We start from the raw sequence: 22466 nt of genomic DNA, 5'->3' as shown, positions 1-22466 counted from the left end.
CACATCGTATTCCCTACTCCTACACCTACTCCTCCTCATCCTCCGCTACGAAAACGATGGATTCGTTGGACAGAATGCCCCCGCGATAGCAGACTCCCTCGAAGCGGAACTCGAAGAACATACCCGCCTGGTTCACGATTTTGTTGTCGTTCGGGTGGAACATGACGCGCACTTCGAACGAGACGCGACGCGTCGCGCCGGGCGCCAGCCCGCCGAGGTCGAAGCCTACCTGCGGATCGAGCTGGGCGATGCCGTCCAGCCTGAGGCTGCCCGAGACGAACTGGAGCGGCGAAGCCAACGTATCGAACAACGTGACGTTCTCCGCGACCAGGGTCCTCGACGTATTGCGAATGACAAAATCGTAACGATAAGTTTCCCAGACCGTAACGTTGGCCTTGGACGCCTGCTTCACGAAGCTGAAGAACGGTTCCAGGCTGATCGGCAGCAACGGATTGGAGATCGGCTGCGAAGCGAACCGGCCTGATTCGATCCCGTTGTCCGCCCGAAGGAAGGTCGCGGACACTTGGCTTGAATTAACGACCGACGCGCTGCCCGGTTTGCCCGTAATCAGCAGGTCGTAGCGCACGACCGCGCCTTGGGCGGGCGACAGCGGACCGATCTGGATGCCCCTGCCCGGATCCTCCTGGATCATAAGCCGGTCGTTCACGCGTACCGTCCCGTCGATAAATTGCGATTCGGGCGGCAGCGTATCCCGCAATATGGCCGAGACGACCGGCAAACTCCCGTCGTTGATTACGAAGATGCTGTAGGTGATACGTTGACCGACGAAAAAGGCATTGTTGAACGCGCGCTGGAACACGATCAGGCTCGAACCGGGCTTCAGGGCGGGCAAGGCGACCGGGATCGGCGCCGCCTGCTCGATGGGCGACGCCACGCCCAGCGGGTCTCCCAGTGTGACGCCGCGAATGGGGGCCAGCGTAATGCCCGGCGCGGTCACGGACTCGGCGAATTCGACCGTCCCGTTCGGCATTACGAACGGACCCGCGATTCCCGCTTGACCGGGCAGCGGCGTAATCCCCGGCTTGAATACGAGGACGACCGGGAGCATCTGATTCGGAATCGGCGGCACCCCGGACGGCGCGTCGATCGCCGCCTCGCCCAGGCTGCAACGCGGCGGTGCGGTTCCCGGCGTCAAAGCGATGACGGAGCCCCTGTTCACGATATTTCCGCTTGCCGGATAGGTGGCCACGATGGCTTCGAATTCGACGATGACCGTCTCTCCGGGCAAAATAACGCCGAGCAGCGTCGACTCCGTCAGATCCTGCGCCCTTGCGGGTACGCCGTTGATGACGACGCTGGCCGGGATGAACAGCAATCCTTGCGGCAGATCGTCGTTCAGCACCGCCTCGCCCGGCGCCGTTCCCACATTGCTCACGGCAAGCGTGAAGCGAATGATATCGCCCAGCGACGCGGTTTGGACATTTGCCGTCTTGACGGCCTTGAGGATCGGTCCCGTCGCCGGCGGCGCGATCGCGGAGCCTCCGCCCGCACTCGTCGAGGTGCTCGCCGTCGTCGGCGGCACGATCGTCGTCGTGGTCGGCGGCACGGATGTCGTCGTGGTCGGCGGAACCGGCGTGGTCGTGGTCGTGGTCGTCGTAGTCGGCGGAGCCGCCGTCGTCGTGGTTGTCGTCGGCAGCCCCGTCGTGGATGCGGTCGTCGTTGTGGTAGGCGACTCGGTCGATGCGGTGGTCGTCGTTGTCGTTGTCGTCGTGGTGGTCGTCGTCGCAGACGGCAGGACCGGCAGGCAGCCGCAGAACGGAACGTTGTGCGCTTCGATCGAGCCGCCGACATTGGCAAGCGAGGCCGCCACCATGGTGCCGTCGATGTTGCCGAACCCCCTCGCCTGCCAGTTCGCGTTCGGCGCCAGCACGGAGCCCGCGATCGCGATATTTTGATTGAAGGCGACAGATGCCTGAAAAAAATTCCAGAGGATGGGACAGACGTTGCCCCGATTGGCAGCCACGCCGTTGATAAAAATCTGGTAGCTGCCGAATCCCACATCGTTGTCCCCGACGTTGATTACGGCCGTGGCTCCCGCCGGAATCGCCAGATTGATGCCGTTCGCCGTGTCGAGGCGCAGGCCGTTGCCGTCTACGTTGTTGCCGCCGAACGTGAAGACGTTCAGCGCCCGGTCCGTACCCGCGAGGACGATCTGTCCGAAGTTGTTGCTCGCCGTGCCGTTCGGCGTCAGCGCCGACAGATTCAGCGACAGCTCGGTCAGCGCCCGCTCCGCCGACGCGAAGTCGATCGGCGTCCCGCGCAGCGGCTGGTCCGGCACGCCGTTGTTGTTGGTCATCGTATACGTCAATACCGTGCTGTCAGGATAGATGACCGTGTTCCCCGCAAAGTTCGTGCCGTTCGTAATATTTACGTTGCCCTGTATGATCAGGTCGGGCCTCGTCGTCGATACCGGCAACGTATCGCCGACGCCGTAGTTGACGTACGTCGCATTGCCGCCGACGGCGACTCTTCCCTCCGCGTCGACGTTGGATTGCGTGTGATCGCCGAAAATAAACAAGTTAAAGTCGTTCGCGATTCCCAGATTGCCGCAAGCCATCTCATCCCTCCACTCCTTCGCTCTTCCCATCTGTACGACGGCTCCGCCTGTCCGTATGCATACGCGGCGAGTCGCTGACATAAGAGAAGAAAAAACATACGGAAGAAGGGGAGGGCGGAAAGATGAAGGTTGCCGTGCTCACGATGTTCAACGGCCTGTCCCCGACCTACTCGCTCGTCCAGGTCGCGGAGCTTCAGCTTCGTATGCTGCTGGACGCGGGCATCGACGTGCGGCTGCTCGTCTCCGAAGATTGTCCCCGCTCCGAGCGGTACGGCGCCTATCTGGACGAGCGACTTGCCTGGGTTCCGGTCGTGAACCGGCATGACGGCGCGGTCATTCACTGGCGGGATTATACGCAGGCGACCGGGCGTACGCACGATCGCTTCGATGCCGAGACGGAGACGATCGCCGCCGACTTCGTCCGCAAGCTGGAAGGCGCGGACGTCTGCATCATGCACGACATCCTGTATCAAGGATGGCATCTCGTACACAACGTGGCCATTCGCAAAGCCCAGCTGGCGCTGCCGGACGTCCGGTTTCTGTCGATGGTCCACTCCGCTCCCGCTCCCCGGCCGCTCCGCGCGACTTGGCCATTCTCCGCACGTTACAAGCCGATGCCGCGTACCCTCCATCTCTATCCGACGGCATCCGGCATCCCCGCGCTCGCCCGTCAGTACGGCGTCTCCGAATCGGACTGCAGGGTCATGCCCAACGGGCTCGATCCGCTCGCCTACGCATCGCCGGATACGAAACGGCTCGCCGCCGCCACCGATCTGCTGAGCCCCGACGTGCTGATGGTCTGTCCGGGCAGGCTGACGCCGGCCAAGCGCTTCGACAAGGCGGCCGCGCTCGCCGGCGCGCTATCTGCGATCTCGGGTCTGCGCGTCAAGCTCGTCTGCTGCGACTTTCCGGCGATGGACGCCGAACCATCCGCCTACAAGCAGACAATTCGCTTGGCGGCGGACCGTGTCTTCGCAGCTCTTCGCGAGGAGTCGCGCACGGAGCGTGGGGCGGACGGCGAGGCAGGCGACAGCGACTGCTCCCCAGAGAACGACGCGTCCGCCTCCGGGATGACATCCGGTCCGCCTGCAGGCAAGACGACGCCGGCAGCAGGTGCCGAAGTGGCGTTCACGTCGGATCTCGGCTGGCCCGACGGCTATCCCCATCGCAGCGTCATGGATTTGTTCGGACTTGCCAATCTATTCGTCTGTCCATCCTACTCCGAATCGTTCGGCCTTGTCGTGCTCGAAGCGGCCAGCCGCGGCAATCTGCTCGTGCTGAACGAAGCGGTTCCTGCGCTCGCAGAGCTGGGAGGGCAGCTTGGCGCGTATATGATGCGTTGGGACGCGCGCAACTTCGGCTTCGACACGGCGGAAGCCTATAATCCTTCCGAGGAAGCGTACCTGTTCGAGCATGCGCGGAGAATCGCCGGACATCTCGCCGACAACCCCGTGCTGCGCGCCAAGGCTGCCGCCAGGCAGCGCTACAGTCCGCGCGCGATTTGGGAGGAGCGGCTGTGGCCGCTGCTCGCGGAGATCGGGTCGATTCGGGCATACGAATAGGTCCTTGTCGTTAAGCTACGAATGTCGTGCGCGCCAGGCATCCAGCTGCCTTTGCACTTCCGCCCGCACCGCGTCCAGCCCTGCCTGTCTCAGCTCCGCGTTGAACTTGGGCAGCACGGCATCCACGTCCACGCTGCCGGTCATCAGGCCCGGGTAGTACTTTTCCCACACCGTTCTGATATTGTCGAGCTGGACGGACATGCCGGCCAGATCCGGCGTGAAGCCGAAAAGCCTGGATTTGACGTAGCCGGCGTTGGCCGCCCGGAATTGGTCCCATTTGTCCAAGGGATCCGGATACTCCCCGCCAAGCGTCTTGAGGATAAACCAGTTGCCCTGGGTGTACTGCACCCCCTCGTAGCCGACCGTCCCGCCCTGCTCGCCGCCATCCCCCGATGATTTCGGCAGCACCTGCCCGTTGGCGTCCAGCGTGTAGTGCACGCCCTCGATGCCGTAATTGAACAGATTGCGCAGCTCGGGGTCCGTGTTGAGCAGATTCAGGAACTTGACGCTCTCCGCTGGATGCGCGGCGTTGGCGTTGATCGCCATGATCCCGCCGCGTACAGATTCGGTCGTGATCAGGGGCGGCGACACGGGATGGGCGACAACCTCGTAGCCGCGATCCTTGCTCCAGCTGTTCTCAGCCAGCGGACCGCCCCCCCCGCGGGCTTCCAGAATACCCGTTCTCCCCGCTTCAGGTTCTGCCCCTCCCGCAAGGCCGCATCCTCGTTAATGTAGCCTTTGAGATAATAGGCACGGAGCGTGTCCAGCACGCGCCTGGCTTCCTCCGTCTCGAATATGCCTACCACCGGCGCCTTCGGATCGAGCGATCGGACCATGAGCGGCAGCGGCTTGTCGGTCACGTACTCGTAGCCGTCCAGCGCGAAAAAATTTTGCGAATCCTTATCCAGCTCCATCGGCTGATAGTCGGGCTCCTTGTCGCTAATCATCTCGAGCAGCGGCGCCAGCGACTCGAGCGTACCGTACTTGGCGATATCGATGCCGTACTTTCGCACGAGCGACTCCGGGTACATCCACTGCATCCGGACCGCGAGCTCCTTGTTCGTCGGCACGCCGTAGATCCCGCCGTCCTCCATGCGGACGCCCTCCCACAGCACGGGGTCGATCGCTTCGTACATTTCCCGGCCGGGCCCGGCCAGCGCTTCATCCAGCTTGAGCCAGGCGCCCCGCTGCACGAAGCCCGCATAATCGGTGGCGAACGCGATATCGAACGGCGAGCCCGTCGAGATCAGCGTATGGAGCCGGTCATTGTATTCCTGCCAGCCTACTTTGATATAAGTAATCGTGACCCCGATTTTTTTGGACGTCACTTCATTGATCTTCTCGTTGACCCGCTTCAGGTCGGGATCGGGATTGCCGATCGTATAGTAGATCAAATTCACGGCACGGCTGTCGCGCGTCGGCTGATCGCCCCCGGCCGATCGGGTCATGCAGCCCGACAGCGGCAGCGCCAGCAGCGCGGCCAGCATGGCCGTCTTGAAGAACGGTCCCCCGATTCGCCGATGTCGCATAGCCGCACTAATCCTTTCTCCGCAGGTCCGAAGGCGATTTGTGAAAGTACGCGCTAAAATGCGTATAAAAGTAGTTCAGGTTGGCGTAGCCGACGGACTGGGCGATCGTCGCTATTTTCTCGTCCGTCGTCTGGATGCGTTCGCGCGCCCGGAACATCCGGTAAGCCATGAGGTACTCCGAAAATTTCATCTGCGTCTCTTTCAAAAAGAGTTGTCCGAGATAGGTTCCGTTCATGCGAAAGCGTTCGGCCACCGTTTTGAGGTTGAGATTTTGGCCGTATTCCGCCTTGACCATCTGCAGAATGCGGTTCGTCAGCTTGGACAGGCTGTCGTATCGCACGCCGAGTATGGGGTCCTCGTCGCGTTCGTCCGGTTCCGCCCCCGCCAGCGTACCGTTCAGATCTTCGACGATAATCCGCTGTACCAGCGCTTGCAGCTTGGCCCGCTCGATCGGCTTGAGCAGATAGTCCTTGGCCCCGCAATGAATCGCCTGCATGGCGTATTCGAATTCCTCGTAGCCGCTCATCATAATATAGGTAGCCGGAAGCCGTATTTCTTTCAGCTTGCGGATGGCGTTATATCCGCGCTCCTTGCCGATGCAGACGTCGAAGATGGCCAGGTCCGGCCCGAAGTCGACGGCTTTGGCGATCGCGCCCTCGTACGTCTCGCTGGTCTCGATCCTCGCGAAGCCGAGCTTCTCCCAATCCAGCGTTCGCTTGACGCCCTCCAGAATCTGCGGCTCGTCGTCCACGAGCAGAAGCTTATACATGGTTTACGCCTCCTTCGCAAAGGTCAAGGTGATCTTGACGCCGGCTTCCTCGTTATTATCGATTTGCATCGCAAAGCCTTTGCCGTGGAAAAAGTGAAGCCGCGTATACACGTTTCGCAGGCCGATGCTCTCCGTGGCCGAATCCTCGTTCAGGGACAGATGCCGGCGGATCTCGGCCAGTCGTTCCTTGGAGATCGAGGCGCCGTTGTCCACCATCTCCAGCACGTACGCGTCCGCGCGTTCGTTGCCGTTCAGGACGAGCAGGTTGAACTCGTGGTCCGGATCGAAGCCGTGGACGAAAAAGTTCTCCGCGAGCGGCTGCATCCAAAACTTCACGGTGGGCAGGGACAGCAGCGATTCGTCCACGTTAAGCTGGTAGAAAAAACGGTCGGGATATTTGAATTCCATGATCTTCAAATATTTTTGCAGCAAGGCCAGCTCGCCGCCCAGCGGTATGATATTTTCGTTTTTGACGATCTCGCGGTACAGCGCGCCCAGCGTCGCGATCGCTTCTGCCGTATCGTCCGAACGGCCCGACAGCGCGGAGGAGCGGATAATTTCCAGCGTATTGTACAAAAAATGCGGATTAATCTGATTTTGAAGCGCCTTCATTTCCGTTTGCTGCTGCTTCAGCTTGAGCAGGTATTCCGTCTGAATATGCTTGTTGAGCTGCAGTGTCATATCGTCGAGCTCCGCAGCGATCATGCCGTACTCGTTTTTCCGGTAGCGCGCGGGGCTGACGGGCGTGAAGTTGGCGGATTTGACCCGTTCGATAGAATGGATGATCCGCCGCAGGAAGCCAGCGGCTTCGCGCAGATTGTACGCGGCGAGCAGGAGGATGCTGCCCATGGCCGCCCACACCACCAGGAATACGATGAGCAGGATGCCGGCCTTCTGCCGAAAGAGCGCGGACAAGTCTACGATGCTGACGAATTGATAGTTGAACGCCTTGGACGGATAGGTCACGTAAAACGCGCGGCCCCATTCGCCCAGACGAATGAAGCCATGGCTGCTTGGGTTCGCCGCGGCCTTGCGGAACAAATCCGCGTCGGCGCGGTCCCCGCCGTCGGCGAGATACACGTCGCCTGCACTGCTGACGGCGGCGGATGCGACCCGCCGATTGTTCTGCACGTCCGCGAACAACGCGTCGCTGCTGACGAGAAACCGGAATTCGCCGAGCTGGCGCGAGATTTGGTTCGGATCGAGCAGCTGCTTGCGAATGACGAATCCGCGTTGGATCGTCTCCCGGAACAGATCGTCCGTGTTCGGCACGTTGAACTTGAAGCTCGTGCCGCCGCTGCTGCCGAAGCGCACGACGTTGCCTTGTTCCCCGGTATGCAGGCTCACCTGCACGATGCGGTTCTGTCCGCCGTTGCCCAGAAAAGCCTTCATATCCTCCGGAAACGAGACGAGCGTCTGATCGTAGCGGCTGTTCTGGAGCCTGACCGTCAGATAGCCTTCCGCGCTGTTGCCCAGAAAATAGCGAACGTCGGCCACGAGGCCGCTGTTGGAGTAAACCCGCTGCAGGTAGGCGTCGATCCGCTCGGAATCGTTCTGAAGGGCGCTCTCCACCCTGTAAAAGGAGTCTTCGGACTGACTTTTCGCATTCTCGAGCCATTGCTCCAACAACACGTAGGTGGCCAGCGCGCTTAAGCCCAGCCCCATAAGAAACGCAAAAACCGCAAACGCAATGAACTTGCCGCGATAGATTTGGATTTGAAAAAAGGAAAACATGCGGCGCTCCCTTGCTGTCGGACTTTTGACGAAGTCATAGTCTAACCATATACCGTATGCTTCGGATAAATCAATCCTCGTGCCCGCCGGATGCAAGACCGGAAAACCCGAACGTCCAAAGAGGCGCGTTCGGGCTCATTTTATCCGTTTTTAGACTTAGGCTTTGAAGTAGGCGTCGATTTGCGCCTGCGCGGACTGAATGATCTTATCCATGCCGGCCTTCCGCAGCTCATCCGCGATTTTCGGCACTTGCTTCTCCGGATCGGAAGCGCCGGTCACCAGCTCATAGCTGTATTTGCTCCAGACGGACTTCACGTTGGCGACTTCTGTGGCCAGATCGGTGAGGTCAAGCGCAAATCCGAGAATCGTGGAAGAGGTCGCGGCTTCGTTCAGCTTGCGCACCTGATCCCACTGATCTTCCGGCGCGCCCTTGGTGACGGCCAGGTTGAAGAACGTGCCTTGCGTATACGCAGCCAGCGGCCAAGTATCGGTTTTCCGCTCGACGACCTTGTCACTGACATAATCGAAGTCGACGCCCTCTTCGCCAAAGGCCAGCATGTTGCGCAGCTTGGAGTCGGTGTTGACCAACTGCAAATACTTCAGCGCCTCTTCCTTGTACTTCGAGTTGGCGGAGATCGCGTTCATCGAGCCCTGGATCGTGCTGGTCGTATAGATCGGGCCCGCTATTTGCACCATGTCGTATTTCTCGATGCCCGCGTTGATCTGCCAGTTCACTTCGGCGCCGGGGAATGCCTGCGCGCTGAAGAACGGACGGTACGGATCCGCTTCGATCTTGGTCGGCGCGTCCGGATTGATGATGCCGTCCTGGTACCATTGGTGCATCAGCTTCAGGTTGGCCATCGTATCCGGCTGCTCCAGCACGGAGACGACCTTGCGCGAGGCATCGTCGGTCTTGACGCCGATCGGCGCGAACCCGAGCGTCATATCGTCGTAGGCGTTAAAGAAACCGTTGAACCCCTCGCCTTGCGTCAAGGACAGCGGGTAGTAGCTCTTGCCTTCGCCGGCCTTAATGTCGCGGAACGGTTTATCCAGGTCCTGCATCGTCTTGATTCCGGCGAGATCGATGTTGTACTTCTTCACGAGCGCATCGTCGAATACCCAGTACTGGGTCGCGGACGAATCCTTGTAAGTCGGCACCGCATAGATTTTGCCGCCGATCCTGGTTCCGTCCCACACCATCTTCGGCACCAGGCTGTTCAATTCCGGGGTCGCGCTCTGCACGAGATCGGTAATGTCGGCGAACGCGCCCATGTTGACCTGCTGGTTGTATTTGCCGTTATTCGTGAACATGATGTCAAAAGGTTCGCCGGCGTTGACGATCGTGTTGATCTTGGTATCCCATTCGCCCCACCCGGCGACGCGGAGATCGATCTTGACGCCGATCTTCTCGGCCGTATAATCGTTGATCTTCTCGATGGCCTTGTCGTAGTTGGCCGGTATTTGCCCGCCGATCGTCCACCATACGAGCGTGGGGATATCGCCGGACTTCGTGGCGGGCGCGCTAGACGCCGCGGATGAGGCAGACGCCGTGGACGCCGCCGACGAGCTGGCTGCCGCGCCGTTCGCGCCATTGTTGTTGTCCGATTTGGAGCACCCGGCCAGGCCGGTCATTGCCAGCGCGGCTGCGCCGATTAAGAGCGGGGATTTCATGAATGATTTCATCGTATTTCCTCCCTCGTGTCATTTAAGCGTGTACCTGTATGGCTGATATGATAAACCCGAGACGTCCGGGCTTATTTCGCGCTTATCCCTTGACGGCGCCTACCGTCAGGCCGGATATGAAGTATTTCTGAAAGAACGGATAGGCCAGCGCGACCGGCAGGACGATGATGATCGCGACCGCCATGCGCGCCGATTCCTTGGGCATCGTGGCGACGAGCTGCGCATAGCTGACGCCCATCGTCGAAGCGTTCCTCGCCAACGCGTCGACGTTGCTCATCAGGCTGTTCAGCAGCGCCTGCAGCGAATACAGGTTCTGGTCGTCGATATAGAGCAGTGACTGGAACCAGTCGTTCCAGTACGAGAAGCAGAGGAATAGTCCGATCGTCGCCAGGACGGGCAGAGAGATCGGCAGCACGATCGTGAAGTAGATGCGGAACTGTCCGGCGCCGTCGATCTCGGCCGATTCGATCAAGCCGTCCGGAATCGTCGATTTGAAAAAGGTTCTGCAGATGATGACATTAAAGGAAGACACCGCGAGCGGCAGAATGAGCGCCCAGATCGTGTTCTTAAGCCCCAGCAGCGACGAATTGATGTAATAGCTGGACACCAGGCCGCCGTTAAAAATCATCGGGATAAACACGATCCACGTCAGCAGCCCGTTCAGCTTGTAGTTCGGACGCGACAGCACGTAGCCCATCGACGTGGTGAGCAGCACGCCGATCAGCGTGCCCGCTGCCGTGACGAGCACGGAGACGCCGAGCGCCCGCGTCATCATCGAGCCCTGCTTCACGATATAGTTGTAGGCATCCCCGGACAGGACCGTCGGCAGGATATGGTAACCGCTCTCGCGAATGGAAGACTCGTCGGACAGCGAGATGGACAGCACCACCACGACGGGGATGAGGCACAGCAGCGCCAACAGAATAAAGATCAGGTGAAAGATGACGTTCGTTCCTCTGCCGATTCGATTGAATTTATCAAGACCGGAATCGTAGCTCGTTTGCGTGGACATGTGGTTGCCTCCTCTCTAGATCATCGCGCTATCGGGATCGACTCTGCGAACGACCCAGTTCGCGGTCAGTATCATCGCGCAGCCCAGCACCGACTGCAGGAAGGAAGAGGCGGAAGCCATGCCGACCGTCGCGGTCTTGAGCTGCTTGAATACGAGCACGTCTACCGTCGTCGTCACGTTATACAGAGAGTTGGAATCTCGCGGCACCTGGAAAAAGAGGCCGAAGTCCGTGGAAAAAATGTGGCCGACCGCGAGGATGAACATCAGCACGATGACGAACTTCATCAAGGGGAGCGTAATATATCGGGTCTGCTGCCACTTGGTCGCGCCGTCGATGACGGCCGCCTCGTAATAGGTCGAATCCATGCTCGTGATCGTCGCCAGATAGATGACCATCCCGTATCCGAGACCTTTCCACATATTCATGAACACGAGAAAATAGGGCCAGTAGGACGCTTCCATGTACCAGTTCTTGGGACTTCGGCCGAAGTCGGACAAAAATTGGTTGAAGATGCCCTTGTCGTAGCTCAGGAACGCCCAGACGACGGCGGATACGACGACCCAGGAGAGGAAGTAAGGCAGGAACATCATCGTCTGATAAACCTTGGCCGCCTTGCGGCTATGCAGCTGTCCGACCATGAGCGCGAGCGTGACGGGGACCGCGATGCCCAGAATAATAAAGATGATGTTGTAGCCGATCGTGTTGCGAATGACGATCCAGGCGTCGTTCGATTTGAAAAGAAATTCGAAGTTCTTGAAGCCTACCCACGCGCTGTTAAAGACATTGTGGACAAAATTACCGTGGATCCTGAAGTCCTTGAAAGCGATAATGACGCCGAACATCGGCAAAAAACAAAACAGAACGTACCAGATGGCGGTGGGGAGCGCGAGCAGCGTCAGCTCGGTATCGTGCTTGCGCCAGCGCGTTCGCTTTCCCTTGCGGTCGACCCTTGCGTCCATGGACATCATTCCCTTCCTGTTGTAAAGGCGGAGGAGCAGGTTCTGATGGCTTGCCTTTAACGGTTCCTCGTTCTGAAGCGCTTTCATTTCCCGATAGTTGTAATTTTAAAAAAATCGCAGGACGCTTCCTAGACCAAAAACAACAGACCATAGTCAAAAAACGTTAGGTTTCGCACTGCTTATTTTGCGAAAAACGCTCCCTCCGCCTATAAACCATAAAAAAACGCCTGAGGATAGGAAGATTGGTTATAGTGCACGACGATCCGCCATTGTATAATATTGCCATCATCAACACTAGATGGCGGCGATGCCGACACTTGTCGAATCGAATCCCTTCCTCTATTCGTCCGGCGCGACGGCTTTTTGCGAAAGGTGTGGAGCGTTCCTTGCAGCCAACAGATGCAAGCATTGTAAGCGTTTCCGGTCTGAAACGCGCCTTCAACAGCGGTCAGGGGACCGTCGAGGTATTGAAGGGAATCGATCTCTCGATCCCCGCCGGCAAGCTTGTCGTGCTCAAAGGCCGTTCGGGCTCGGGCAAGACGACGCTGATCAACCTGCTGGGCGCGCTCGACCGGCCTACCGAGGGCAAGATCGCGTTCGCGGGCCGGGATGTCACGGCGATGAGCGACGGCGAGCGGGACAAGCTGCGGCGTCAAGAGATCGGACTCGTTTTCCAATCGTTTGCCTTGTTCCCGCTCATGTCCGCCTACGAGAACGTAGAGTTCGTGCTCCGGATCAGCGCGAGCGCCAAGGAGGACCGGAAAGCTGCGGCGATCCAGGCGCTCGAACAGGTAGGCTTGAAGCCGAGAATGCATCACCGGCCCTTCGAGCTCTCCGGCGGGGAGCAGCAGCGTACGGCGATCGCGAGGGCGATCGCGCACAAGCCGCGATTGCTGCTCGCGGACGAGCCGACGGCCGAGCTGGACTCGAAGACCGGCCTCCATATCATCAAGCTGTTCAGGGACCTCGTCGAGCAGCACGGCTTGTCGATCGTGATGACGACGCACGACCCGGCCATCATGGAGATCGTCGACCACATTTACGAACTGGAGGATGGTCAAATTGTCTCACAGGTATAGACGCATGGCCGCTGCGGGCATGGTCCTGGTGCTCGGCGGCGCGCTGGCGGGCTGCTCGCTGCTCCCCCGCGAGGAGGCGGCGCTCGCGCCGCCGCTGGTCAAGCCTGCCGCCGAAAACTACCAAACGGTCAAAGCGGTCAAGGGGCCGATCGATAACGCGCTTCAGCTGGGCGGGACGTTCGAGTCCCTGATCTCCGACGTCGCCCAATTTACCGGTACGGGCGGGCGTATCTCCAAGATCGACGTCACGTCCGGACAAATGGTCAAAAAGGGCGACCCGCTCGCCGAGCTCGTGCTGGACGACCTCGATCTGCGCGTGAAGGAGCAGGAAATCGCGCTCTTGCGGGCAAAAGCGGAACTGAAGTCGGCCGACAAGCAGTATGGGGATAAACAGGACGAGGACAGCCAGTCCGCGCTGCGCGTGGCGACGCTGCAAAGAGATATCGAGCAAATGAAATACGACCGCCTGCGCAAACAGCTCGACAGCAAGCTGCTTTATGCGAAGATCGACGGCCAGGTCGTCTTCGTGGAGGATCTGCAGCCCGGCGATTACGTAGATGCCTACCAAACGATCGTGAAGGTCGCGAATCTGACGAAAATGCAGCTCGTGACGACGGGGGCCAGCGCCGAACAAGCCGGCAAAGCCGAGATCGGCTTCAAAGCCGAAGTTACTTTTAATGGTGCGGACAACAAGGAGATCAAGTTCGAGGCGAAGGTGTCGCAGACCCCCGCGAGCGCGCCGCAAACGCTGAACAAGCAGCTGGCCGAGAAATATGCGTCGACCTTGTATTTTACCGTTCCCAAAATGCCCGAAGGCGCCGAGCTCGGCCAAAGCGTCAGCATCCGAATCATCCTCCAGCACAAAGATGACGTCATCAAAATCCCCCGCAGCGGGCTGCGTACCACAATGGGCCGCAACTACGTGCGCGTGCTGCAGGACGGCAAGCTTCGGGAGGTCGACGTCGAGCCCGGCATCTCCGCTCCGACGGAAGTCGAGATCGTCACCGGTCTGTCCGAAGGCGACAGCGTCGTATTGCAGTAGAAATCGGGCACCGGGAGGACCGCACCATGGCTTTGTTGGTCATGATATTACGCAAGATGGCGCAGAACCTATGGCTGGTGATCAGCCTTTTCCTCGGCATTCTCATCTCCGTGGCGCTGGTCGGCAGCATGCCGATCTACAAGGAAGCGACGCTCTCGCGGATGTTGGTCAAGGATCTGCAGACCGCGCAGCAGAAGTCCGGCGTCTATCAGGGGGCCGTCTGGTCGCGCGTATCGTTCGACGCGCAGACGACCGCGCAGCGCGGCCAGATCATAGCCGAGCTCGACACCTTCGTAAAAAAGGAAGGCGCCCCCGCATTCGGCCTGCCGGTCGTCGATATCGTCAGGGAATCGAATACGGAGAGATTTAACGTCTACCGGCAAGGACTGCCTGAAAAAGAACGCAAGAACGCAAGCCGAAGCGGCCGATTCACGAGTCTGGAAGGGCTTGGGCAGCATATTCGCTTAAAAGACGGCGTCCTCCCTTCCCCGGAGGTTAAAGACGGCGTCTATGAAGCGCTCGTGACCGAGGCGGCGTTGAACAACTTCAGAAGCGTGCTCGGCGTCGTGCTCGAAGTCGGCGACGCCAAGCTGAACCGCAAAATTCTGATCAAGCCCGTCGGCATCATCGAACCGCTGCGCGAGGACGATCCGTACTATCGCGATCCTTCGTTCGAATCGCTCTCCCAGTCCTTTATCGTCGACGAGCGGCTGTTCGATCGTGAATTCGTGAAGGCGGGCGTCGTCCCGGTATTTACGGCCGGCTGGTACGTCGCGCTGGACTACGCCAAGCTGGAGGTGTCCGGCATCGGGCGGTTCCAAGCCGCAGCCAAGCAGATTCAGTCGACGGCCAACAGCAGGGTGGCGTTATTCCGCAACGAGTTCAGCTTCCCCGCGGAGAAGACGATCGAGCGTTACAAGGCGCGCGCGAAGCAGGTTCAGAAGCTGGTATGGTCGCTGAACATGCCCGTGTTGATCATGCTCGGCTTCTATATGTTCATGGTGTCCAATCTGATCGCCGGACGGCAGAAAAACGAGATCGCGGTGCTCCGCAGCCGGGGCGCGTCCCGCTGGCAGATCCTGCTCTCCTTCGCCGTCGAAAGCTTGCTGCTGAGCGGACTGGCGCTCGCCGCCGGACCGCCGATCGGCCTGCTGCTCACGAAGCTGCTCGGCGCCTCCGGCGGATTTCTATCCTTCGTGCAGCGCGCCAGCCTGCCCGTCCGCCTGACGGCCGAAGCATACCGGTACGGCGCGTGCGCGGCCGCCGTCTCCTTCCTCATGCTGATGATATCCGTGGGACTTGCGACGCGGGCGAACATCGTGGGCCACAAGCAGCAATTGGCCCGCCAAGGCAAGACGCCGCTCTGGCACAAGCTGTGCCTGGACTTGGTCGCGCTGGCGCTGGCCATCTACGGATTGTATACCTTCCGTTCAAGGCTGCAGGACCTTCAGCGCCTGGGATTGGGCGCGGACGATCTGCGCATCGATCCGCTCCAGTTCATCGTGCCGGCCTTGTTCATCCTTGGCGGCGGTCTCCTGCTGCTTCGGCTGTACCCTTATCTATTGAGGCTTATTTATATCGCCGGCCGCAAATGGTGGAGCCCGTCCGTCTACTACACGCTCATCCAGGTCGGCCGCTCGAACAGCCAATATCAATTTCTGATGGTGTTCCTTATCCTGACGATCGCCACCGGCTTGTTCGGCGCGAGCGCCGCCCGCACGATCAATGAAAATACGGCGGACCGCATCCGCTATTCGGCCGGTTCGGACATCGTGGTTACGTCTCAATGGCCGAACGACAAGCCCCCGCCCCCCGCGCCCGGCAGCCCGGCATCCGAGCAAGCGCCGGCGACGATGGGTTCAAGCATCGTACACTATCTCGAGCCGTCCTTCGATCCCTATACAAAGCTGCCGGACGTGGAGCAAGCGGCCAAGGTGTTTCGCAAATCGGTCGGCTTCAGCGCCGCGAGCGACGGCGAGGCTGCGAGCAGTTCGGGCAAAGCGACGCTCATCGGCGTCGACACCGACGACTTCGGCCGCGCCGCCTGGTTCAAAAACAGCCTGCTCGCGCATCCGTTTTACGAATACCTCAACCTGATTGCCGGCGACGCCAAGGCGGTGCTCGTATCGACGTCGCTCGCGGCGCAGATGAAGGTAAAGCCGGGCGATACGATATGGATCGGATGGGACAATGTACAGCAGGCGCCGTTCACCGTTTACGGCACGGTCGATTATTTCCCGACGTTCAATCCGCTGCCGCCTGCCGGCTCCGTGACCGCAGGCGAAGAAGCCGCGCAGGCGAACGCGCCGATGCTCATCGTCGGCCATCTGTCCCGCATCCAGTTCCAGCTCGGGCTCGAGCCTTACGAGGTGTGGCTGAAGATGAAGCCTGGCTTTGAGTCCGCCGAATTGTATCAGGCGCTGGAGGACAGTCCGATCGCGGTCACCTCCGTGCGCAACGCGCAGACGGAGCTGATCGAAGCGAAAAACGATCCGTTTCTGCTGGCGCTGAACGGCATCCTGACGCTTGGTTTCATTTTATCGATCCTCGTCAGCTTCGTCGGCTTCATGCTCTATTGGGTGTTGTCGCTCCGCAGCCGCGCGCTCCAGAACGGCGTCATGCGCGCGCTCGGCCTGTCCGTCCGGCAGATGGCCGGCATGCTGGCCGTGGAGCAGCTGCTGACGTCTGGCGTCGCCGTCTTGATCGGCGTCGTCGTCGGCAATCTGGCCGCGCGCCTGTACGTGCCTCATTTCCAGATCGCCTTCAATCCGAGCACGCTGGTTCCGCCCTTCGAGGTCATCTTCGCGCGGCTCGATTATATCAGGCTCTATTCGACGGTGTTCTTCATGCTGGCGGTCGGGCTCGGCATACTCGGGTTCATGCTGACGCGCATCCGCATCCATCAAGCGCTCAAGCTGGGGGAGGATTAACCGATGATCCAATGCGACGGCTTGGTGAAAATCTACAAAGCCTCGAATCTAGAGGTATTCGCCCTGCAGGGGCTCGACCTGTCGGTCGAGAGCGGGGAGCTGATGGCGATCATCGGCAACAGCGGCAGCGGCAAGTCCACCCTTCTCAATATGCTGGGCGGGCTGGATCGTCCCACGGCAGGCTCGCTCACCGTCGACGGAAAAGACATGCTGAAGATGAAAGAGTCGGAGCTCGTCCGTTACAAACGCGAAAGCGTAGGGTTCGTCTGGCAAAACAACGCCCGCAACCTCATTCCGTATCTAACCGCGCTGGAAAACGTGGAGCTCCCCATCCTGCTGTCCGGCCGGCGCAAGCGGCTGCGGGCACTGGAGCTGCTGGAAGCGGTCGGGCTCGGACACCGGGCGCGGAACAAGCTGCATCAGCTGTCCGGCGGCGAGCAGCAGCGCGTCGCCATCGCCATCGCGCTCGCCAACCAGCCTCGATTGCTGCTGGCCGACGAGCCGACCGGATCGGTCGACTCCCGCATGGCCGAGCAGATCCTCGATCTGTTCCGCGACCTCAACCGGCAGTTGAACCTGACCATCGTCATCGTCACGCACGATCCGCTGCTCGCGAAGAAGGTCGACCGCGTCGTCGCGATCCGGGACGGCAAGATCAGCTCGGAGATGCTGCGGCGCAAGTCATACGACGAGGAATTAAAAGAGCTCGAGGCGAGCCCCGAGCAGGAAGAGTCTCATGTCGAATATGCAATATTGGATAAGGCGGGGCGGCTGCAGGTGCCCGCGGACTATCTGCAGGCGATTGGGATTAAAGATACAAATAAAGTCAGACTGGAGCTTAGCGACGGGCAGATCATTTTGACTCCGCCGGAGAAGGGCGCCTGATCGACGGTCATTAAAAGCGGAGCGGCCTCGCCAAGTCAAAGACTGGCGGGACCGCTCCGTTTATTGATTTTATGCTTTTGCGGCCGGCAGTGCGGGGGATGCCTGCTTCTTTTTCCCCGCTAAGTAAACGCCGCAGAGAATAACGATCAGCCCCGCGAGCATATTCCAGCCGACGCGCTCGCCGAGCAGCGTGTACGCCCAGACCAGCGCCGTGCAGGGCACGAGGTAAGTGACCGTCGTGGCGAATTCGGCGCTCGCGGCCAGGATGATGTAGTAGAACAGGATGTAGCCGATGCCCGAGCCGAAGACGCCGAGTCCGAGCAGCATGAGCAGGTTCGTGCCGTCCGCGAGCGGCTCGACCGGGAAGGGATCGACGACGAGCGCCATGACGCCGCTCGCGACCGTGCTGCAGAGCAGTGTGCCGAAGGTCAACTGGTACATGGAGTAACCGGTCAGCACGCGTTTGGACAGCTGCGAGCCCAGTCCGTAGCACAGCGTGGCGGCCATCATGAGCAGCAGGCCGGTCGCATCGATCGACGAGACGGCGGACGGCGTGATGCCAAGCAGCAGCGCGACGCCCGCGAAGGCGATCGCGATGCCCATCCACTGGTACCGGTTCGAGGACGCGCGGAAAGCGGCTACGCCGATGACGACCGTCCAGAGCGGCGTCGTGGCGTTCAGGATCGAGGCGACGCTGCTGTCGAGCCGCGTCTCGCTGTGCGCGATGAGGTACCAGGGCAAGGCCGTGTTCACGATCGCGACGAGGGCCATCGCAGGCCATCGGACGCCGCGCAGCCCGAACGGCTTGCGCATCGCCAGCATGATCGCCGTCACGGCAACGAGCCCGAACGCCGACCGCAGGAAGGAGACGCCCCATGACCCGAAGTCTTCCACCAGCACTTTAATAAAGTAGAACGAGCCGCCCCAAATGAGACTGAGCAGGATCAGCGCGGCATAAACAACCTTGGGCATAGGCCGCTGTCACCTCCACCATTCCACGGCCGCGGCCGCGTCGGCGCTCGCGCCGCTCATCTCGAAGCCGATCTCGACGGTCTCCCCGATGCGAGGCGAGATGATCCGCACGCCTTTGCGGGCCGCTTCGGCGGACGCCCTGCGGATCGGATCGTTCCAATCGTGCATCGCAAGCGTGAACGCGCCCCAGTGAATCGGCAGCAGCGTTCCTCCTTTTACGTCGATATGGGCCTGAACGGTCTCCTCCGGCGACATATGGATGGCCGCCCAGCGCGGATCGTACTGTCCGCATTCCATGAGCGTTAGATCGAACGGACCGAATCGCTCGCCGATCTCCGCGAAGTGCGGACCGTAGCCGCTGTCTCCGCTGAAAAACACCTTTTGGCCGCCGCCCTCGATCGCCCAAGCGCACCAAAGGGTCGCATCCCGCCCGGCCAGCCCCCGGCCCGAGAAATGCCGGGCTGGCAAGCATGACAGCCGCAGCCCTTCCCATTCAAACGTCTCGTGCCAGTCATGCTCCTCGATGCGGCTCTCGTCCACACCCCATCGGCGCAAATGCGCGCCAACGCCGAGCGGCACGAAGAAGCGGCCGACCTTGGCATGCAGCCGGCGTATGGTGCCGTAGTCCAGATGGTCGTAATGGTCGTGCGAAAAGATAACCGCGTCGATGGGCGGCAGCGCCTCGATCTCGAAGGACATCGTATCGGCGTAGCGCTTGCCGCCGAAGCGGGGAAATGGCGACGGCGCGCGGCCCAGCATCGGATCGAGGAGAATCGTGCAGCCGCCGATCTCGAGCAGCGACGCGGAATGCCCGAACCAGGTGACGCGGAGCGGCCCGGGACGGCCGATCGCGGCCGTGTCGAGCTTCACGACGGGGAGACGACCGGGCGCAGGCCGCGCGTTCGGCCGCCGCTTCGCGAAGTCGCGGAGCATGGACAGATAGTCCGCCGCGGACGTCACCATCGAGGTCGGCAGCGGATAGCGGAACTTGCCGTCTTTGAATTGCGGAGACTTGTGAAGGCGATGTCCGCGATCCCGGTAAGCCTGGGCGCCGAATACCGGATCCAAGGCGAGCACCGCGTAGACGGTCGCTGCCAGCAGCAGTACGACGGCGAGCAGGACGATGAGCGTTATCATATGAAAAAAGACCTTCTCTCTGGCTGATGGTCGAACGGCCGGCCCCAGGGCCGGTACTCCGATGATATCATCACCGGACCCCCGTCCGCCACGATCCGGCTATTCGGCCGCGGATGGCACGACCTCCATCCAGCCATAGGCATCCGGCAGCTCGCCGCGTTGAATGCCCGACAGCGTCTCGTACAGCCGCTTCGACAGCTCGCCGGGCTCCCCGTCGCCGACGGTCAACCGCTCTCCGCGCCAATGCAGGCTGCCGATCGGGGAGACGACCGCGGCGGTGCCCGTGCCGAACGCCTCGCGCAGCTTGCCGTCCCGCAAGCCCGCCGCTACCTCGCCGATCGAGACCGGACGCTCGCTGACGGATACGCCCCAGCCCCGGAGCAGCCTAATGACCGAATCCCGGGTGACCCCGGCCAGGATGCTGCCGCCGAGCGGCGGCGTGACGATCTCGTCGCCGAAGCGGAAAAACGCGTTCATGCTCCCGACTTCCTCGACGTATTCGCGTTCGACGCCGTCCAGCCACAGCACCTGGGCGCAGCCCATCCGCGCAGCCGCCTCCTGCGCCTTGAGCCCCGCCGCATAGTTCCCCGCCGTCTTGGCGTCTCCCACGCCGCCGGCGACCGCGCGCACATGCTCCGTTTCCACATATATCGGGACTGGACGCACGCCCTCCGCGTAGTAGGCGCCGACCGGCGAGCAGATCGCGACGAACGCGTACGACCGGGAAGGCGCCACGCCGAGCTGCGTCTCGGTCGCGACGACGAACGGACGGATATAGAGCGAAGTGCCGGGCGCTTCGGGAATCCAATCCGCGTCCGCGGTCACGAGCCGCCGCAGCGCTCCCAACACCCGCGCTTCATCCACCGCCGGCACGCACATGCGCGCGCAGGAGCGGTTCAGCCGGCGGACATGATCCAGCGGCCTGAACAGCCTCGCCCGGCCATCCTTCCACTTGAACGCCTTCATGCCCTCGAACACCGTCTGTCCGTAATGAAAGACCTTCGACGCCGGGTCCAGCAGCAGCGGCCCGTAGGGGACGATCCGCGGCTCGCCCCAGCCGGTGCCTTCCTCGTAATCCATGAGCAGCATATGATCGGTAAAATAACGTCCGAAACCGAGCCCGCCCGGGCTCTCCTGCAGCTCGCGAACCTTGCTTTGAAGCCCCCTGATTCCATGCAATGGCATGCTTTCCTGCCCGCTTCGTTCCATCGTCATTCCCTCCTGCAAAGTGTTGCTTGTAGAATAACGCGAACGGAAATATATTTGAAATATCTGATTTGTACGAATACCATACCTTTAAAGTATGCTGAAAACAGAACTAGCGAGGTGCGGGAACGATGGATGTCAGGCAGCTGCGTTATTTTTTGACGGTAGCCGAGGAAGGCCAGATCACTTCCGCGGCCAAAAAGCTTCATATGGAGCAGCCGCCGCTAAGCCGGCAGATGCGGCTGATCGAGGAGGAGCTCGGCGTCGCGCTCTTCGACCGGTCGGGCAGGCGGCTGCGGCTTACGCCGGCCGGGGAGCGTCTTCGCGAGCGTTCCGCCGGATTGCTCCGACAACTGGAGGAGACGGTGGCGGAGGTGCGGGAGCTGGACGAGGGCGTGCGCGGAGTGCTGTCGGTCGGCGCCGTCGTGTCCTGCACGTCGCTGCTTCCCGGTCCGCTCGGCCGATTCAGGGAGCGGTATCCGGACGTGAGCTTCAAGCTGAGCGAAGGCGACCACCATCTGCTCGGCGAACGGCTGGAACGGCGCGAGATCGAGATCGCCGTCGCCCGGCTGCCGTTCGAAGCGCCCGGCGGCGAGGACCGCTACGAGATTCGGCCTCTCCCTTCCGACCCGATCGTCGCGCTGCTGCCGACGGGCGCCTGGAAAGCTGCGGACGGCGCGGCGCAGGCGCAGGGCGGACCGGGGCAGGGCGGACCGGCGCAGGGCGGACCGGCACAGGGCGGACCGGCGATCAGCGCCGGCACGGAGCCGCTGTCCCTTGCCGAGCTCGCGGCTTTTCCGCTCGTCTCGCTAAAGACGGATCGCACGGTCGTCATGCACGAGACGATCATGCGCGCCTTCGCGGCCGCGGAGCTAAGCCCCCGCGTTCTGTGCGAATGCGCGAGCGTGGCGATCGCGCTCACGCTGGTGGCCCACGGCTTCGGCGCCGCGCTGCTGCCGAAGTCCGTCATGTCGACGTTTCCGCTGGCGGGCATCGAATGCCGCGCGATCCGCGACGCCGACCTGCTGTCGGAGGTCGGGCTCGTCTGGCTTAAGGACCGTTATCTCTCCCGCGCGGCGCAGCGCTTCATCGCCTTGTTCGGCACGCCCGATGGACAAAGCGGCGACGGGGGTCTATCATGAGAAGGAATCGAATAGCCGAATGACGGCAAGGTGCCCCGGCGCGATCGGCGCGGAAGGGCTTAATAGGGAAGCCGGTGCGAATCCGGCGCGGTCCCGCCACTGTAATTGCGGAGCGAAGCGGCTTGTTGCCACTGTCCAAGCGGACGGGAAGGCGCCGCGCAGCGATGAGGCAAGAGCCAGGAGACCTGCCTTGAACGTCGATTCTCTTTCTTCGGGGGCTAAAGGAAGAGAATGCGCTGCGAAAAA

17 protein-coding genes and 1 riboswitch are annotated in these 22466 nt (G+C 61.1%); of the genes, 6 read left to right on the top strand and 11 right to left on the bottom strand.

Annotated elements, in window-relative coordinates:
- Positions 1-25: 25 nt before the first annotated feature.
- Complete coding sequence (locus KB449_RS34110; protein ID WP_282912614.1) at positions 26-2608, bottom strand: choice-of-anchor A family protein; 2583 nt, start codon at positions 2606-2608, stop codon at positions 26-28.
- Positions 2609-2700: 92 nt separating this feature from the next.
- Here KB449_RS34110 and KB449_RS34105 point away from each other — a divergent pair, with 92 nt between their 5' ends.
- Positions 2701-4140 carry a glycosyltransferase gene (locus KB449_RS34105; RefSeq protein WP_282912613.1) on the top strand — a complete coding sequence of 480 codons (1440 nt, stop codon included), beginning with the start codon at positions 2701-2703 and terminating at the stop codon, positions 4138-4140.
- A gap of 15 nt (positions 4141-4155) precedes the next feature.
- On the opposite strand, the gene KB449_RS34100 is transcribed toward KB449_RS34105, so the two are convergent.
- From KB449_RS34100 to KB449_RS34070, 7 genes are all read right to left on the bottom strand, one after another.
- On the bottom strand, positions 4156-4686 hold the full coding sequence (locus KB449_RS34100) for a DUF3502 domain-containing protein (RefSeq protein ID WP_282912612.1): 531 nt from the start codon (positions 4684-4686) through the stop codon (positions 4156-4158).
- 29 nt (positions 4687-4715) lie between these two features.
- Positions 4716-5669, bottom strand: a complete 954-nt coding sequence (locus KB449_RS34095) for an ABC transporter substrate-binding protein (protein WP_282912611.1) — start codon at positions 5667-5669, stop codon at positions 4716-4718.
- Positions 5670-5676: 7 nt separating this feature from the next.
- Positions 5677-6438: a response regulator transcription factor gene (locus KB449_RS34090; protein ID WP_282912610.1), complete on the bottom strand. Its 762-nt coding sequence runs from the start codon at positions 6436-6438 to the stop codon at positions 5677-5679.
- Between the two features lie 3 nt (positions 6439-6441).
- Positions 6442-8172 (bottom strand): sensor histidine kinase, encoded by a 1731-nt coding sequence (locus tag KB449_RS34085; RefSeq protein WP_282912609.1) that lies wholly within the window; start codon positions 8170-8172, stop codon positions 6442-6444.
- Positions 8173-8328: 156 nt separating this feature from the next.
- Positions 8329-9855: an ABC transporter substrate-binding protein gene (locus KB449_RS34080; RefSeq protein WP_282912608.1), complete on the bottom strand. Its 1527-nt coding sequence runs from the start codon at positions 9853-9855 to the stop codon at positions 8329-8331.
- Between the two features lie 82 nt (positions 9856-9937).
- Positions 9938-10867, bottom strand: a complete 930-nt coding sequence (locus KB449_RS34075) for a carbohydrate ABC transporter permease (RefSeq protein WP_282912607.1) — start codon at positions 10865-10867, stop codon at positions 9938-9940.
- Positions 10868-10882: 15 nt separating this feature from the next.
- The gene (locus KB449_RS34070) at positions 10883-11827 is read right to left on the bottom strand and encodes an ABC transporter permease (protein ID WP_282912606.1); all 945 of its coding nucleotides are present in this window, start codon (positions 11825-11827) and stop codon (positions 10883-10885) included.
- A 374-nt stretch (positions 11828-12201) separates the two neighbouring features.
- On the opposite strand from KB449_RS34070, the gene KB449_RS34065 reads away from it, so the two are divergent.
- The 4 genes from KB449_RS34065 to KB449_RS34050 are packed head-to-tail and all read left to right on the top strand — an operon-like array spanning position 12202 to position 17763.
- Positions 12202-12906 (top strand): ABC transporter ATP-binding protein, encoded by a 705-nt coding sequence (locus tag KB449_RS34065; protein WP_434082574.1) that lies wholly within the window; start codon positions 12202-12204, stop codon positions 12904-12906.
- Positions 12890-13948 carry an efflux RND transporter periplasmic adaptor subunit gene (locus tag KB449_RS34060; RefSeq protein WP_282912604.1) on the top strand — a complete coding sequence of 353 codons (1059 nt, stop codon included), beginning with the start codon at positions 12890-12892 and terminating at the stop codon, positions 13946-13948. Before KB449_RS34065 ends, KB449_RS34060 begins: the two co-directional genes overlap by 17 nt.
- Before the next feature lie 26 nt (positions 13949-13974).
- Positions 13975-16878, top strand: coding sequence for an ABC transporter permease (locus KB449_RS34055; RefSeq protein ID WP_282912603.1), 2904 nt, complete (start codon positions 13975-13977; stop codon positions 16876-16878).
- Positions 16879-16881: 3 nt separating this feature from the next.
- Positions 16882-17763 carry an ABC transporter ATP-binding protein gene (locus KB449_RS34050; protein WP_282912602.1) on the top strand — a complete coding sequence of 294 codons (882 nt, stop codon included), beginning with the start codon at positions 16882-16884 and terminating at the stop codon, positions 17761-17763.
- 69 nt (positions 17764-17832) lie between these two features.
- On the opposite strand, the gene KB449_RS34045 is transcribed toward KB449_RS34050, so the two are convergent.
- The 3 genes from KB449_RS34045 to KB449_RS34035 form a co-directional block, all read right to left on the bottom strand.
- Positions 17833-18735 carry a DMT family transporter gene (locus tag KB449_RS34045; protein WP_282912601.1) on the bottom strand — a complete coding sequence of 301 codons (903 nt, stop codon included), beginning with the start codon at positions 18733-18735 and terminating at the stop codon, positions 17833-17835.
- 9 nt (positions 18736-18744) lie between these two features.
- Positions 18745-19872, bottom strand: coding sequence for an MBL fold metallo-hydrolase (locus KB449_RS34040; RefSeq protein ID WP_282912600.1), 1128 nt, complete (start codon positions 19870-19872; stop codon positions 18745-18747).
- 99 nt (positions 19873-19971) lie between these two features.
- A complete protein-coding gene (locus KB449_RS34035; protein WP_434082573.1) occupies positions 19972-21057 on the bottom strand; it encodes a branched-chain amino acid aminotransferase in 1086 nt (361 codons plus the stop codon).
- A gap of 152 nt (positions 21058-21209) precedes the next feature.
- On the opposite strand from KB449_RS34035, the gene KB449_RS34030 reads away from it, so the two are divergent.
- The gene (locus tag KB449_RS34030; protein ID WP_282912598.1) at positions 21210-22220 is read left to right on the top strand and encodes a LysR family transcriptional regulator; all 1011 of its coding nucleotides are present in this window, start codon (positions 21210-21212) and stop codon (positions 22218-22220) included.
- 12 nt (positions 22221-22232) lie between these two features.
- A riboswitch (cobalamin riboswitch) is annotated at positions 22233-22427 on the top strand.
- Positions 22428-22466 lie beyond the last annotated feature (39 nt).

The sequence above is a fragment of the Cohnella hashimotonis genome (assembly GCF_030014955.1).
Classification (GTDB): Bacteria; Bacillota; Bacilli; order Paenibacillales; family Paenibacillaceae; genus Cohnella; species Cohnella hashimotonis.
The sequence above is the reverse complement of the archived record's forward strand: the minus strand, read 5'-3'. Positions and strand labels throughout refer to the sequence as shown.